This is a genomic window from Streptomyces sp. NPDC043878, from assembly GCF_056435735.1.
The window spans coordinates 28,388-44,559 of sequence record NZ_JBWKDW010000021.1; the positions used below are offsets into that span (position 1 = coordinate 28,388).

Sequence of the window (16,172 nt, forward strand, 5' to 3'; positions counted from 1 at the left end):
CGACACCCCCGCCACCCGCGGCTGGTTCGGACTATCGAACGCAACCACAGGCTCCTGCTGCCCCGACACCCCCGCCACCCGCGGCTGGTTCGGACTATCAAACGCAACCACAGGCTCCTGCTGCCCCGACACCCCCGCCACCCGCGGCTGGTTCGGACTATCAAACGCAACCACAGGCTCCTGCTGCCCCGACACCCCGGCGGGGGCGGGGTTCACCGTCCTCCACTGGCGCCGTCCCCGGTCCCCCGGCGGCCCGGCGGGGGCATGGTTCGCCGTCCTCCACTGGTGCCGTCCCCCTTGGCCCTGCGGACTCTGGTACCCAGGCGCGTACCCGTTGCCCGCACCCGCGTACCCGTTGCCCGCACCCGCGTACCCGTTGCCCGCACCCGCGTACCCGTTGCCCGCACCCGCGTACCCGTTGTCCGCACCCGACGGGTTGTCCGCACCCGACGGGTTGTCCGTCTCCCCGTTGTAGCCCGACGTCGAGTAGTTATCCGTCGGCGTCGACGTCGGCGTACCGCCCGTCGCGGCCGGGTCGATAGGGGATGTCGGTTGGACGATGGAGTCCTTGTTGATCTTGTAGTGCTTCGCCAGGGCTACGAGCACCTGCCGCATGTCGTCGGTCATCATCTTGACGATCTTCTCGTTGGCGCTGACCCGGACCAGGCCGTTGCTCATCACGAGGTCCGGATTGATCCGGGCGGCCTCCTTGGCGTACCAGGTGTCGATGTCCTTGATCTTGGCGATCGCCTCGTACAGATGGTGCGCGTTGTTCGCGAGCTGCTGAGGTACGTTGTTGTCGCCGGTGACGCCGCCCGAGAGCACGCCGGCCATTTCGAGCGTCTGCTGGCCGAGCTTGGACATGGCGGAGCCGAAACCCGTCGCCGCCTCTCCCTTCCAGAGCCCGTTCTCACCGGTCACACCCTCGGCCAGGCCGGACAGGTAATCGCCGACTTCCTCCAGTACATTCTGCACGTACCAGAAGGTGTCGGCTGCGTCCTGGATGGTCTGCGGGTTGGAATAGCCGGCTGCCTTCTGCTCGAGGTCGGAACCCGTGTAGGCCGCGCCACCGGTGATCGCGGCCATGATGTGCTTCCAGTCCCAGTTGCTGTAATCGCCGCTGGTGTCGCCTTCCTCGTCGGGAAAGACGCCGTCGTCCCCCTCGGTGAAACCAGGGACGTCATTGCTCTTGCCGCCGTCGGCCATGCTTCCGCGCTCCCGTCGCGCAATGCCAATAACGCGCAACGCCACTTCATGGACGTTGCGCTGCCACATCACTCACGAGGCGCCCCGCCAGGTACGGGGCGCCGTTGTCCGTCATTCCGTGTGGCCACCGACGGCCGGTCGATCGGCGGCTGTGTGCGACGGCGTCAACTTCCCTCTCACTGCAGTCCTGACCGAACCGGCGTGACGGCGGCCGGAGATGAGCCCGGGCCGCCCGGTGACATGGCACCGGCTTCGCGCGAGTGGACGTCGGCGCCCGCGCTTCCCGCATCGGCATGCACACGCCGCCACGATCGTCACGATCAGAGCTGATCCGACTGCAACGCCTGGAGATCCGTCTCCGCTGTCGTGATCAGAGTCCGCAGCTCATCACCCCCCTTCTGGTTCAACTCCTCGATCGTGGAGTACTTCGTGGCCAGCGTCCGGAGGTTCTTCGCGGCGTCCATCAGTGCCGTACGCAGGTCATGAAGGGCCTTGGTGTAATTCGGCCGCAGACCCTTGTCACCGGTCACCGCCGCCTTGAGGGCCTCGGCCTCTTTGAAGGCACCGGGCGCGATGTCCTTGAGGTGATCGACCCGGGTCCAGGCAGTACCGATGATCTCGGCCAGCTCGTCCAGGTTGTCGGCGTACTTGTTCAGCACGTCGGTGTCGACCTTGACGTTGCCAGACCCGTCCGGGGAGACCCCCGGTATCGAAAAAGCGGGGAGGGTGGGGAGCGGCGAATGGTCGACCGTCCCCTCGCTGCTGTCGGAGTACGCTCCGCCGCTGTACTGCTGCGGTTCCTTGGAATGCTGGTTGTGGTTCTGGGTGTCGTTCGAGCTGTAGTTATAGACGCTCTGATCGCCCACCGTTGGTCACCTCCCGTCCGTAACCCACGTTGCGGCCCCTGGTCGTCAAGACGTCACGACTCCCAAAGGTTCATGCCGTACTTCTCGCCGTGCACGTAGTGCTCGGTGATCGTTCCCAGCGAAGCGGTGGCTTTATAAGCCTGCCCCTGCATGACCTCCGCTGCCGCGTCCCACTTGGCCTTCGCGACGTTGTAGGTCTGACGCGCGTCGCTGCTCCACTCGGCCAGGCGCTGCTTGGAGGAGTCGTCCAGGTTGCGGATCATCTCCTGGATGTTCTTGGTGATGGTGTCCATCTCGCCCGCGACGAACTCCATCTGAGAAAAGCTGACCTCGTACGTAGCCATGCTCGTTCCTTTCGTTCAGAAGCTTTGTGATCTCACCGGTCGGCCGGTCGGCGCGCCCCGCGTGGGTTCGCGCCGACGCCGGCTCAGAATCCGGGCAGACCCGCGCCGATGGCCTGCTGGAGGGAGCTCGCCGAGTCGGCTGTGCTGGTGTGCACCCGGTCGTACGAGCCGGTCGTCGCCTCGAGCTTCTCGGTGACCTTCTGGAGTTCCTTCTTGACCAGGTCGCAGTTCTCCAGCCACGTGTTGAGGGCGTTGATGAAGGTCGACCCGGCGTCCCCCTTCCAACTGCTCTCCAGAGTGGTCGCCTGGTTCTGCATGTTGGTGAACGCGCTGGCCGTCTCGGCGAGCGCCTGCTCGAAATGCGGCAGCGCCGCCCGCATTCCCGCTACATCGACCGTCGTCGTACTCTCAGCCATCGCTCATCCCTTCTTTGACTGGGTGGTGCACCGAGGTGTTCCCCGCGGCACCCTCTGCTGTGCTCAATCCTGCGCGGCCACCACGGCCGCGAGGAACGGTGAACGGTCTTCGTTGCCTGCCGGTACGCGGAGCTGTGCCCGCGTGTCACTAAGAGCCGCCGGTGCCGGGGCGAGGTGCGGTGCCGGGATGTCGCGGGGCCGCAGGGCGGGCGCCTTCGACCGCTCCGCCACGCGGTCCGCGAGACGGTGCGCGCCCCAGGCGCCGTCGGCGGGCGGCTGGACGGCCAGCAGCTCCGCCAGGGCGGCGTGGGTGCCCTCGCCGAGCTGGTGGCCGCGCGCGGCCAGGCGGCGGCAGACCAGCTCCGTGAGATCTTCCGGCCCGTAACCGGGCAGGTGCAGGTACTCCGCGAAACAGCGGGCGGCGGTACTGCCCTGTGGCAGCGCCGCACGGAGCGCGGTGGGCGTCGCCCGCAGGACCATCGCGGTGCGCGGGAAACGGCCCGCGGCGGCCACCACGGCGTCCCACACCGCCGTCCGCTCGTGCGCCGGCCGGGCGGTGAAGGCCGCGTCCAGGTCGAGTTCGAGGACCCCGCCCTCGGCTTGCTCGAACAGCGTGGCCGCATGGACCTGGGGCTGGTCCGTCCACCGGGCCGGAACCTGCGAGAGCGCGGCGCGGTGCACCGCCCCGTTGGGCAGGACGCCGGTCTCCGCGAGGCACTTCGCGTACAACGTGGACACGGCGCGCCGTCCGCTGCCCTCCTCGCCGATGAGGGCGACGTTGGCGGCCGGGGCGGGAGGACTGCCGTCGCGGCACAAGGCCACCAGATCGTTGGTGCGCTTCAGCAGTGCCGCCCGCACCTCCCGCAGACCGCACAGTCCGGCCAGTCGGCGCATGGCGGGGGGCGGTTCGGCGGGCGGCTGGGACGCCGCCGCCCCGGACGGAGGCGGCTCCGGCTTGCCGGCGTCGCCCTCCGGGACCGGGCCGATGTCGGCCGCCTCCAGACGGCCCAGCGCGGCCGTGTCGCGCGGCGGGTCGACGGCGAGGCGCGACGCCTGGTTGCTGATCATGGTCTCGAAGAGGGAGCGGGCGACACGGCCGTTGCCGAACGTCGGTCCCTTGGGGATGTTCTCGAAGTACCGGGTGAGGGCGTCCAGGGCGGAGTCGTCGAGTTCGTAGTAGTGCTTGGTGCACAGGCCCTGCACGATGGTGACCAGTTCGTCGACCTCGTAGTTGGGGAACTCCACCGTGCGGGCGAAACGCGATGCCATGCCGGGGTTGGACTCCAGGAACTGGTCCATCTGCTCGGAGTACCCGGCGACGATGACGACGATCTCGTCGCGATGGTCCTCCATCAGCTTCATCAGCGTCTCGACGGCCTCCTGGCCGAAGTCGGGACCGCTGCCCTTGGCCTGGTTGGTGAGCGTGTAGGCCTCGTCGATGAACAGCACACCGCCGAGAGCCTTGTTGAACACCTCGCTCGTCTTGATCGCCGTGCCGCCGATGATCTGGGCGACGAGCCCCGAGCGGGAGACCTCGACGATGTGGCCCTGGCTGAGGATGCCGAGTTCGGCCAGGACGGCGCCGTAGAGACGGGCCACGGTGGTCTTGCCGGTGCCCGGCGGCCCGGCGAAGACCAGGTGACGGCTCATCGGCGGCATGGGCAGGCCCAGCTCCTCGCGCCGCTGCGTCATCTTGTTGACGTTGATCAGGCCGTTGACCTCGCGCTTGACGCTTTCCAGCCCGACCAGTGCCTCGAGTTCGGCGAGCGGTCCGGTGCCGAGGGAGCTGGAGCGCCGCTCGCCGCCCGGTGCTGCCTTGTCCTGTCGCGTGCCGCCGCGGGAGGGGGCCGGCCCGTCGGACGGCGGCTCCTCGTGTTCCTCGCCGCCTCTGAGCCGGTTGACTCCCGTGCCGCTGTTGTTGGCGACCTCGCAGCGCTGGATGCCGACCAGTTCGTCCGAGTTGCTGCGGACACCGTCGCCCACGTTGTCGACGATCGTGCAGTCGCTGAGGTCCGCCCGGCCCGACGCCTGGATGTTGACACCGTGCCCCTTCGCGTCGTGCACCCGGCAGCCGGCCGCGGTGAGGGTGCCCCCGCCCAGCACCCGGGCCCCGTCGACCGAGGAACCCGTCAGCTCGCTGTCCCGCAGGACCACCTCCCCGTCGGTGCCGACGAGCACGCCGGCGTCCGCGATCGTGGACGACTCCACCTCGGCCCGTGCCCCGCCGGACACCGCGATGCCCCAGTCGCCCGCGGCACGCAGCCGCACACCGGCGAGCCGGGCGGTGGAGCCCTCGTTCAGTTCCACGCCGGTGCCCTGGTGGAAGTCGAGGTCGCCATCACGAAGTTCCAGGCGGGCGGAGCCCGACACACGCAGCCCGGCCGAGCCGTCCTGGACCGACAGCTCCTGGAAGACCGCGGTGGCGCCGCCGCTCAACTGCGCCGTGCCCCGGGCAGCCCCGCGGACGCGGAGCCGGACGAAGGCCGCCTGGCTGCCGTCATCGAGGAGCACGGCCAGCGGGGTACCGGTGATCGCGCAGTTCTCCAGGCGTGGCTGGGAGCCGCCGGTCACCTGGAGCCCGCTGGTGGTCGCGGAGTCCAGCGTGCAGTCCCGCAGCACGGGGGCCGCTCCACCGCTGACGTGCACCGACTGACCGCCCGACCCGCTGAGGGAGCACTCGGTGAACGTGGTCAGGCCGGTACTCGTCAGATACGCGTCAAGGCTGGTGGAGCCGGTGACGGTGACGCGCATCAGCTCCGCCTTGGCCTGCTGTTCCACCACGACCGCGGGCTTCTCGCTGTTGGTCACGGTGGTGGACTCGACGGTGACAACACCCTGCCCGTTGACGCAGATTCCGTTCCCGCCGACGCGTTCCAGGACGCAGCCGCGCACGGTGAGGCGTCCGTTCTCGGCGACGACGACGGCGGAGGAACCCAGATCGGTGAGGGTGGTGCGTTCCATGGTGTTGGCGGTGGGCGCGGTCACGACGATCCCGGCGCCGCCCGGATTGCTCGCCCGGCAGTCGCGCATCGCCAGCTGACCGTCCTGCCAGGCGATCACCGCGGCCCATGCGTTGCCCATCACGGTGCAGCCGTCGAGTGCCGCCTGGCCTCGGCGGACGTCGACGACGGCGGCGTTCGCGTCGGACCCGGCGAGCGTGAGGCCCGACAGCTGCACCGCTTCGGCGTCCACCACGACGGTGCTGCCCACCGGCGACTCGAGCCGCACGCTGCCGGGGTCGCCGTCCGCGGACAGGGTGACCGCGCGGTTGAGGGTGAGGGCCTCCTGGTAGGTGCCGGGCGCGATGGAGATCAGCGCGCCCTCCTCGGCGGCGGCCAGTGCCTGGGACACGGTGCGGTAGACGCCGGGGTGGGTCATCGAGACTCTCAGGACCTGCCGGTTCACGGCTACGCCCCTTTCTGCGGCAAGGTACCGGCCGAGGACCCGGGCTGCCGCGGCCCGTCTGGCGTTCTCGGTGGGGTCTGTAGCAGTCCGGGAGCGGCGCGGAAGGCTTCCGCGTACTCGTCGGGAAGCGGATCGCCCGTCCGCTCGGGGTCGTCACCGGCCTGCTTCCAGAAGGCGTGGATTTGTTCCAGGCCCGCCAGCGCGATCTCGTCGAGCGGCACGCGTCCCTCGCCGATGCGTCCCTGCTCGTCGACCTCCGACCTCGACAGCTCGCGCAGCATGATCGCCGGGCGGTCGCCGTCGACGGTGCGCAGCACCTTGAAGCCGGTGCCCGGCGGGAAGACGACCCGGTCCGCGATCTCCGGCAGCACCAGCGCCGTACGACGGGCCGTCAGTGACCAGATGAGGATGTCGGTGTTGCCGGTCAGGTCCCGGCGGATCGCGGACAGGGCCGAGAGGAACGAGCGCTCGGTGAACGCCATGCCCTCTCGGTACCAGGCGCGTTCGGCCGCGCTGAGGGTGGCCCGCAGCAACGCGCCGCCCCGGTAGGACGGCAGCCGGCGCAGTCCAGCGGCGGCGCAGCGCGACAGCGGCACGTGCGGCCCCGTCGCCGCGGCCCGGATGGCGGCGTCGATGGCCGGCGTCGCACCCGAGAGGTACAGGCGGACGGCCGCCAGGTCGGTCAGTGCGTCGCTCGCCGAGCTGCGCGGGCCGCCGTGCAGCCCCGGGGACTCGGACAGCAACCGGGTGACGAAGGCCGCGGCGGTGTCGTAACGGGCGCCGAGGCTCCGTCGCACCCAGTCGCGTTCCCGGTCGATGCCCTTCTCCGGTGGTACGACGTCAGCGGCGGGCGCGGGACTGGGCTGGACCCGAGGAGTGTCACCGCCCTGCGGCCCGGAGGGCACGGGAGGCGGCGCGGCCACGGGCTGGGGGGCGGCAAGAGCGTCGTCCTCGGCCGCGTCGGGGGCCGCCGCGGGGGGCTGGGGCGCGGGCCGGACCGGCTGGGGACTCGGTGACTCCAGGCGGATGCGCGGCGCCCCCGACGGTCCCGGGGCAGACGCCGGGCCGGGCGCGGGTGCCGGTCCCGGCGCGGGCGGCGGCACGTGGGTGGGCTCCGCAGACGGGGACACCGTCGGCACGGACGGGGACGGGCTTCCCGGCACCGGGGGGATGGCCGGTGCCGACGGCGGGGGATCCATCGGCACCGGCGCGGAGGGAACCGGTGCCGACGGCGGGGGATCCATCGGCACCGGCGCGGGGGGAACCGGTGCCGACGGCGGGGGATCCGTCGGCACCGGCGGCGGGAAGTTGGTCTGATCGGGTGCCGCAGGGGCGGACGGCGCCGCGGGCACAGCCGTCTCATGCGGGGGCGGCACGGCTGCCCGGCCCGTGGCGACGGGCGGCAGAGCGGGCAGGCCTGGGCCGGCCACCGGCCGCGCGGTCGGCACCACGGACGGCTGCGGGGCGGGCTGCTCCGGTCCCGGTTGCGACGTGGGCACGCGGGACGGCGGCACGTCGTAGGGCCGCTGCGGGGGCTGAGCGAGCCGGCCGGGAGCGGGGGCGGCCTCCTGCGTGCGGGCCGCCGCCGGGAGATCCGTCCACGCGCTCTCCTGCCCCAAGGGCGACGGTGCGGTCCCCTCCGTGCGCGGCGCGGCCTCCAGGACGCGTCCGTCGGCCGGGCCGGGCGCGGCGGGGACTGGTCCCCCGGGCGGCAGCGGCGGCGGGCCGCCTTCGGGGAAACGGCCCGCCTCGCTCGAGGGCATGATGCGGCCTTGCCGGCCGAACGAGGGGTCGAGGCCGCGCAGCAGTTCGTAGGAGATGTACCGCATACGGTCGGCGGCCATCGGGTTGGTCTCGTCGTACAGGATGGCGGGGTACACGGGATCGGCCGCCGCGGAGCGCACGGTGTGACCGTCGGGCGGCTCCACTGCCGGACGCACCCACAGGCCGCTCTGCACGACCTCCAGGACCACGTCGGGGGCGTACTGGTAGACGCCGTGCCCGATGGCCGGGATGTCCCCCACCGGGACCCGTGTGTTCAGTGGCACCGGGGCCTGCGCCCGGCCGCCGGTCTGCGAGCGCGGCAGGAAGCCGAACTGTTCGGCGTACGGCCGCCAGCTCAGCCTTCCGTCGCGTCCGATGGTGCGCACCACGGGTGCCCCGCCGTCCGCGCCGGGAGTGGGCACGCCCGCGTGGACGACGACGGGTTCGCCCAGCAGGTCGGCCAGGGTCTGACCGAGTGGTGTGCCGCTGGGGACGGCCACCGGACCGTAGGGCAGGAAGCGCACCAGGGGCCGCGCGGTGAGGGGCATCGTGTCCCAGAAGGCGGAGATCTCCTCCAGCGGCAGGGCGGACGTCCCCGGGCTGCCGAGCGCCACCCCGATCTGGTCGGGGTGGCCGACGAACTGGTCGATCAGCCACTGGCGGTGTTCGGGAGCGGCCGCGTCCTCCCAGGTGCCGCGGATCCACGCGCCACCGGGCAGCGGCTCGACCATGCCGCCCGCGCCGGTGGGGCGCGGCTGGTCGGGCACCGAGAACTCCCACTGCGGCTTGGGGAAACGCCGCGACTCCGGTACCGACGGCATTCCCGGCCGGTACCGCAGCCAGCCCAGGCCGTGGCTGGCGGGGACGAACAGTGCTCCGCCGGCCGCGGGGACCACGGTGCCGTCGGGGGCGAGCACGACCCGTTGCAGCCGGTCGGCGAGCAACTGGGCGGCCTGCTTGACGTCCTCCCGGGTGCCGCGGCCGGGGACGATACGGAAACTGCCGCCCCGTCGGGCCAGGGACCGGGCGACCTTCTCCCACACCGCGTCCTCGGGGCTGGCGGGCAGGTCGAGGACGACGAGGGTGTGCTGGGGGTCGGCGGCCAGCCGCCGGGTGAAGTTCAGCGCCCGGCTGTCCACGAAGCCGCGCGGGTGGACCAGCAGCGCCGTGCCGACGCTCCGCGACTCCAGGGCGGGTCCGCCGGTGCCCGGCGCCATACGGGACAGCCTGGCGGACAGGCGGTGGCCGAAGTCGCCGCGCGCCGCCGGACGGTCCCCGGACCGCCCGGCCATCTCAGCTGCCTCCCTGGACGACGGTAGCGGCCCGGGCCCGGCTGAGCCGGGGACCGGTGGGGATCAGGTCGAGGGTGGACGCCGGGAGGGTCCGCGGGGTGATTCCGCCGTAGCCGAGCGCGTCCACGGCCTGGCCCACGAGGGGGTACTTCACACCCTGCTCGGTGATCAGACAGGGGTCCGGGGTGTCGTAGTCCCCTGGCTTCTTCGGCGGAACGGCAAGGACCGCGTGGGCCGGTGGGACGACGACCCGGGTGCCCGCAGCCGTCACGCGCCCGGTCTCCCGCACCACCCGGCTGCGCACCCCTGAGTGGTCCACGGTCCGCAGCAGGCACAGCGCGGATCCGTCGGCGGCGGTGGCGTCGGTGCCGTTCAGCAGGTCGGGGATGCGGTGCAACAGGGAGTTGTCGGAGGAGGCGTTGACGGCGGCGATGTCGTTGGGGCTGACCTGCCGGGGGTCTTTGCCGCCCGGTGCGGCGGCGAGCAGCGCGGCCTCGGTGGCGGTGAGGGAGGCGATACCGTCGCGCCGGAGGACGTAGAAGTGGTCGGCCCCGCTGACGACGGTGTGGAACAACTGGCCGACTCGTACCGTGGCGCCCCCCAGGGTGCCGCCCTCGGTACCGGCCTCGGGGATGCGGGCGGGAGCGATGGTGGTGCCGGTGGGCAGCGCCTCCAGCCAGGCCGAGGGAGCGGTGACGGGCTGCTCGGTGTCCAGGCCGAGAGCAACGACGGAGGACCGGCCGTCGATGGGGTACTTGGTGTTTCGCCACAGCACGTAGCGGGTGCCGTCGGGGCCCGACACGAAGACACGGGCGTTGTCCGGCACACCTCGGGCGGACCGCGGAGCGAAGTCGAGTGCCTCACCCCCGCCGGACCCGGTGCGCAGGCAGTCCGTCCACGCTCCGATGAGCAGCGACGACGGCTGTGCGACATCGTCGGGGGCGCCTGGAATCCCCAGGAGCGTTCCCCGGGGCACGTCGTCCATCGACGAACGGGAGACCTGCTGCACGGCGGTGTTGCTGCCGACCATCAGGAGCGCGGAGGCGTAGTTGGCGGTGGGGTGCAGCATGCCGCCGATGTAGAGGTAGCGGTTGCCGGTCTCCTTCTCGACGACCAGAGCGCCGGCCTTCATCCACGACGTGTTGTCGACGGGCTTGATCACCCCGTAGACCACGGAGACGAGGATGAGCAGGACGGCGACGATGACTCCGAACATGGTGCCGAGGCCGGATCGGCGCATGGGGGCCTCGCCGGTCCCGGGGTCCCCCGAGACCAGGGCTGAGGCCAGACGGCCGGTGGCGAACTGGTAGGCGTGCAGGTGGTCGCGTCGGCTTTGCACGGCTTCCCCTCAGCTGACCAGTGCGCGGAAGTACGCGTACGCGTGCAGCAGTTGCAGTGTCAGTGGCAGCAGGGCCAGCGCCGTCAGCACCTCGAGGATGTCCGCGATGTGGCCCCACACCGGAAGCAGCCGGGTCGTGGGCAGCCGCCACGCTCCGACCAGCAGCGCTCCGGCGGCCACCAGCAGGGCCAGCAGCAGCGCGCACCCGACGAAGGCGGAGGCGGTCGACGCCCACGTGTACATCACGGAGAGCAGCCCGAGTGCACCGCACAAGGCCATCGGAACGCGCTGCCAGGTCGCGTTCAGGTTCTTGGAGCGCAGCAGTGCGGCGCCGGAGAGGATCAGGGCGAACAGCCAGTAAAGCCAGCCGTTGTGCTGGGCCAGCAGGACGAACGCGGTCGCGCACAGCAGCCCGGTGGCCAGGCTCATCACCGTGAGCATGGCGTCGGCACTGGCAGCGCGCCGCCTGAGGAGGGGCTCCAGTTGGGGGTCGATGTCCTCCTGGAGTTCGTCGGCGTTGCGCGGCAACTGCGGGACGCGCAGCCGGGCCAGCCGCAATGAGGCTCTCGGCGCGAGGTGGCCGAGCAGGAAGAAGACGACCGCAACCGTCACCGTGCTGCCGGCCGCGTCCAGGCCGAAGGCGGCGGACAGTGCTCCGGCGATCGTGGCGAGGACGGCCGTGAGCAGCATCGTGCTGGTCAGCGTCAGGGCAAGCCTGGGCAGGGCCAGCAGCACCGCGGACATCAGGGCGGCGCATCCTCCGCCGAGCATGATGTCGCCGGGTCGGGGCGACAGCAGGGCTGCGGCGCCGTGCAGGGCGGTCAACCCGGTCAGGGCCGCGAACACACCGGTGCCGAGGCCGGTGATCAGCAGGGTGGTCCGGTCGGCGGGCCGCCGCTGGTCCAGGGCACCGCCGGCGCACAGGGCGATGGCGGCGATCGCGTAGAGGATGGGTACGAGCGCACCGTCCGCGGTGCCGGGGACGGCCACGGCAAAGCTGGCCAGTACGAGGGCGGCGAGAGTGTGGAAGAGACGGCGGGTCAGTTCCGGACGCCATCGGTCGCGGTGCGAGCCGACGGCGTGGGCGACCCCGTCGGCGACGTCGTCGAACTCCAGCTCCGGCATCGGGTCGTCCGCGGGGCGCAGATACAGGATGTCGCCATGGACCAGTCCCGCGCTCTGCGGTGTGGCGTCTATGTCCAGCGGGGGCTCGCCCAGGCGCTGAAGTGTCCAGGTGCCGGTCCCCCGGTCGAGGTCTGTGGGGATGTGCCGCATCAGCATCGTCAGCAGGGCGGAGACGGGTGTGGCGACGGGTACGGCCAGGTCGGCACGGCCGACCGGCCCGGCGATCGTCAGTCGGCACACCTCCGTGCTGACCGTCCGGCGGGCGCCGGGGGCGGAGACTGCGGTGGTCATGGTGCTCCTGGAAGACATGAGGGATGGCGGTGCCGTGGGCGGGCGGCCGGGGCCGCAGTCAGGGGCCTGCGTAGCCGACCTGGATCAGCCGGATGCCGCGCCGGGTGACGAGTTGGGCCCGGCCGGGGGGAAGCGTCCGGGGCCGGGCCTCACCGACGAACTTGCCTTCCTCCTTGGGGTAGGAGTGCAGCAGAGCGGGGCTGCCAAGTTCCCAGATGCGGCGCAGGATGGGGTCCATCATGGCTCGGGAGGCGCCCGAGGTGGAGCGGGAGATCACCAGGTGCAGCCCGATGTTGACCGAGTGGGCGAGCATCGGGGCCAGGGAGTTCAGCGGTGACTGCGTGCCCATGCCGGGGCCGCCGCCGTACAGGTCGTAGTCGTCGATGAGCACGAACAGCCTGGGCCCGGTCCACCAGTCGCGGCGCGGCAGCCGTTCGGGGGCGATGTCGGCCCCGGGGACTCGTTTGCCAACCGACACCGCGGCGCTGCCGGCCAGCTGGGTGAGGCTGTCGCCGTCGACCGCGAATCCGACCCGGTATTCCTCGGGAACGGCGCCGAACAGGTCGCGGCGGGTGTCGGCGAGGAGGATGCGGGCCTCGTCGGGGGTGAAGCGGCGGGTGATGGCGTCGATGGCCAGACGCAGCACGTTCGTCTTGCCGGTCTCGCTGTCGCCGAACACCAGCAGGTGCGGAGTACTGCTGAAGTCGTGCCACACGGGGGCAAGCCGCTGCTCGTCCCAGCCGAGGCTCACCCTGAGGTCTCCTTCCGGCGGCGGCAGTTTGGACAGCGGCAGCTTGGTGGGCAGCAGCCGCACCCCGGGGGCCGAGCGCCCGGTCCAGAAGGTGTCGATCTCGGCGACCGCGGCCTTGGTCGCCGCGGTGAGGTCGTCGCTCCGTGAAGAGCTGTCCAGTCGCGGCAAGGCGCACAGGAAGTGCAGCTTGGAGTGGGTGAGCCCGCGGCCAGGCTGGTGGGGGACGGTGGCGGCGACCCTCGATCCGTGCTCGGACTCCCCGCCGTCACCGAGCCGCAGTTCGAACTTGGTGCCGAACAGATCGCGGGCCCGCGGACGGATCTCCGACCAGCGCACCGCCGAGGCGACGACATGAAGTCCGAACGACAGACCGCGGGCTGCCAGATCGGTGATGCGCGGTTCAAGGTCCTCGAAGTCCTGTTTGAGGGTGCCCCAGTTGTCGATGACGAGGAACACGTCACCGTAGGGGTCGTCGATCTCCCCGCTGTCACGCCTGCCTCGGTAGGCCGTCATCGACTCCAGGCCCAGGTCGGTGAAGCGCCGCTCGCGAACCTCCAGCAACTGGGTGAGTTCTTCCACGGTCCGCTGCACCCGGTCGCGGTCCAGGCGGGTGGCGATGGAACCGACGTGTGGCAGCCCGGCCACGGACTGGAGTCCGCCACCGCCGAAATCGAGGCAGTAGAACTGCACTTCGCGAGGGGTGTGAGTGAGGGCCAGGGCGAGCATCAGGGTGCGCAGCATCGTGGACTTCCCGGTCTGCGGTGCCCCAGCGAGCGCCATGTGCCCGTCCGCGCCCGCCAGGTCGGCCACCAGCAGTTCCCGCAGCTGTTCGAAGGGCCGGTCGACCATGCCGATCGGCACGCGCAGCTTGCCGAGCGCCGGGTAGTCGCTCGCGCTCATGCCGCGCTCCGGGTCGGGGACGATACCGGGCAGCAGCTGGTCGAGGGTGGCCGGGACGTCCAGCGGCGGCAGCCACACCTGGCGGGCCGGCGGACCGGCACCCTCCAGCCGGTCCACCAGGACCTCCAGCAGGCTCTCCTCGTCCTCCGAGGCGGGCTCAGCGGTCCGTGTCTCGGGTTCTTGGACGAGGATCTCCCCGGCCTCCTCCGCCGCGTCCAGGGACGGCGGCACGCGCTGCTCCATGCCGAACGGAACGATCTCGTCGCTGCCCTGCGCCGTCTCGGCGGAGCCGCCGGAGACGGTGGGTGACGCCGGGCAGGGACCGGAGACGTAGGCGGCCTTGAAGCGGGCCAGATTACTGGTGTCGATCTTCAGATAGCCGTTGCCGGGTGCCGAGGGAAGCTCGTAGGCGCTGCCCACACCGATCACACTGCGGGATTCCATGGAGGAGAAGGTGCGCAGCGCGATCCGGTAGGACAGGTGGCCCTCGACCCGGTGGATGCGGCCTTCGTCCAGTCGCTGCGAGGCGAGCAGCAGGTGGACGCCGAGCGATCGGCCCAGGCGGCCGATGCTGACGAACAGATCGATGAACTCCGGCTTGTTGGCGAGCAGTTCGGAGAACTCGTCGACGACGACCAGCAGTGACGGCAGCGGCGCGAGGGGGGTGCCGCCCAGCCTGGCCTTCTCGTACTCGAACAGGGACGAGTAGCCGCTCTCCCGCAGCAGTTCCTGGCGGCGCATCATCTCGCCGTTCAGCGAGTCGCGCATGCGGTCGACCAGGTGCAGTTCGTCGGCGAGGTTGGTGATCACCGCGGAGGTGTGCGGGAGGCGGTCCATGTTCAGGAACGTCGCGCCGCCCTTGAAGTCGACCAGGACGAAGTTCAGCACTTCCGAGGAGTGCGTCGCGGCCAGACCCATGACCAGCGTGCGCACCAGTTCGCTCTTGCCGGAGCCGGTCGCTCCGATCAGCAGGCCGTGCGGGCCCATACCCGCCTGCGCCGACTCCTTCAGGTCCAGCTCCAGGACCTCGTTGTCCTCGGTGATGCCGATCGGTACCCGCAGGCGTGTGCTCTGCGGGCTGCGGGTGCGCCACAGCGCGGCCACGTCGAAGGAGCGCGGGTCGCGGATGCCGAGCAGGGCACTGAGATCGAAGTCGGTCTCCAGGGGCTGGTCGACGAGGTCGACGCCGCCGTTGGTGCGGAGCGGGGCCACAACGCGCGCCAGGGACTCGGCCGCCGAGGAGGACAGCGAGTCACTCTCGGCGGTGACGACGGTCTCGCCCGCGTGGAACTGGACGGTGCCGTCCTGGAGCGTCAGCCGCAGTACGTGCGGTCCGCCGGTCATGGCGCCCGTGGCGTCGAGCAGTACGACATTGCGCAGTCCGGCGCCGAGCAGCCGCGAGGTCTCCGGGATGTGCACCCGGTAGGCCAGCACGACCACGAACGGTTCGCTGACCCGGGGGGCGGCGTCGGGATCATGGTCGGGGCGGTCGGTCATCTCGTGGCCGAGCAGGTTCAGCAGCGTGTCGGGGTCCTCCGCCACCAGCCGCAGCGGCCCGGTCGCGTCCTCCTCGTACGGGTGGAGGTTGTGCGGCAACCACTTCAGCCAGCCCCACTCGGCGCGTCCCACCGCGTCGGAGAGCAGCGCGACACGCAGTTCGTCCGGTGAGTGCAGCACGGCCAACTGCCCGATCACGGCGCGCAGCAGACCCAGCGCGGCGGCCCCGTCACCGGCGAGCTCCACACTGGTGAACCGGCGCAACGGCAGCGTCACCGGGAGGTGTCCGACCGACTGGTAGGCCTTGGTGAAGCGCCGCAACGAGATCGCCGACAGGGGTTCGAGGTCCTCCACCGGCTTGGTCCCGGGCGGCACCAGGATCAGGTTGGCGGGGCGGGAGCCCAGCCCGATGCGCACGTCCGCGAAGTCGTCGTGGCCGGCCCTGCGCTCCCACAGTCGCGGCTGGCCGGCCATGGCCAACAGGTCCTGCGGGCGGGGGTTGTCCCAGTGCGCCGCCGCCCGCTGCTCGGCCGCGGACTGCCGGACCCGCCTGCGCACCTGAGCCAGATAGCGCAGGTAGTCCCGGCGTTCGGCGCGCATCTTCCGCTTCCGGTCGGCACCGCGCCGGCCGAGCTGGCCGAGCCCCATGCTGATCATGGCGACGCCCATCATCCCCGACATCATGTACGTGGTCGTCGAACGGGCACCAAGGGTGAACATCATGACCATGGCGCCGACGCCGAGCAGCATCGGAAGGAAGACCAGCACCGAGGTGAGGTCGGCGGTCGGGGGTTCGGGGAGGATCGGGGGCTCGGCGAGCTCGATCTGGTCCTCCGGAGCTTCGGGGCCGGGAATACGAGGCGAGCGCTTCACGACCACGGTGCTCATGAGGCTGTCTCCTGCGGACTGAGGGGCATTCAGGGTTCCGCGGCAGTACCGGGACGGGGTGCCGGTACTGGTCTCGCGAGCCGCAGCA

The 16,172-nt window shown here is 71.3% G+C and carries 8 protein-coding genes and 1 pseudogene; all 9 read right to left on the reverse strand.

What is annotated here, in order from left to right; genetic code table 11:
- Nucleotides 1-1,206, reverse strand: a pseudogene (locus AC07AZ_RS26745) (hypothetical protein); the annotation flags it as partial.
- Between the two features lie 320 nt (nt 1,207-1,526).
- Nucleotides 1,527-2,072 (reverse strand): hypothetical protein, encoded by a 546-nt coding sequence (locus tag AC07AZ_RS26750; RefSeq protein ID WP_478852035.1) that lies wholly within the window; start codon nt 2,070-2,072, stop codon nt 1,527-1,529.
- Between the two features lie 53 nt (nt 2,073-2,125).
- The gene (locus AC07AZ_RS26755; protein ID WP_358386856.1) at nt 2,126-2,416 is read right to left on the reverse strand and encodes a WXG100 family type VII secretion target; all 291 of its coding nucleotides are present in this window, start codon (nt 2,414-2,416) and stop codon (nt 2,126-2,128) included.
- A gap of 83 nt (nt 2,417-2,499) precedes the next feature.
- Nucleotides 2,500-2,832 (reverse strand): WXG100 family type VII secretion target, encoded by a 333-nt coding sequence (locus tag AC07AZ_RS26760; protein WP_478852038.1) that lies wholly within the window; start codon nt 2,830-2,832, stop codon nt 2,500-2,502.
- 63 nt (nt 2,833-2,895) lie between these two features.
- Nucleotides 2,896-6,237, reverse strand: coding sequence for a right-handed parallel beta-helix repeat-containing protein (locus AC07AZ_RS26765; RefSeq protein ID WP_478852040.1), 3,342 nt, complete (start codon nt 6,235-6,237; stop codon nt 2,896-2,898).
- Nucleotides 6,238-6,239: 2 nt separating this feature from the next.
- Nucleotides 6,240-9,293: a hypothetical protein gene (locus AC07AZ_RS26770; protein ID WP_478852042.1), complete on the reverse strand. Its 3,054-nt coding sequence runs from the start codon at nt 9,291-9,293 to the stop codon at nt 6,240-6,242.
- 1 nt (nt 9,294) lies between these two features.
- Nucleotides 9,295-10,632, reverse strand: coding sequence for a type VII secretion protein EccB (gene eccB / locus AC07AZ_RS26775; RefSeq protein ID WP_478852044.1), 1,338 nt, complete (start codon nt 10,630-10,632; stop codon nt 9,295-9,297).
- A 9-nt stretch (nt 10,633-10,641) separates the two neighbouring features.
- Nucleotides 10,642-12,048: a type VII secretion integral membrane protein EccD gene (eccD, locus tag AC07AZ_RS26780; protein WP_478852046.1), complete on the reverse strand. Its 1,407-nt coding sequence runs from the start codon at nt 12,046-12,048 to the stop codon at nt 10,642-10,644.
- Between the two features lie 58 nt (nt 12,049-12,106).
- Complete coding sequence (gene eccCa / locus AC07AZ_RS26785; protein WP_478852048.1) at nt 12,107-16,084, reverse strand: type VII secretion protein EccCa; 3,978 nt, start codon at nt 16,082-16,084, stop codon at nt 12,107-12,109.
- Between the last annotated feature and the right edge of the window lie 88 nt (nt 16,085-16,172).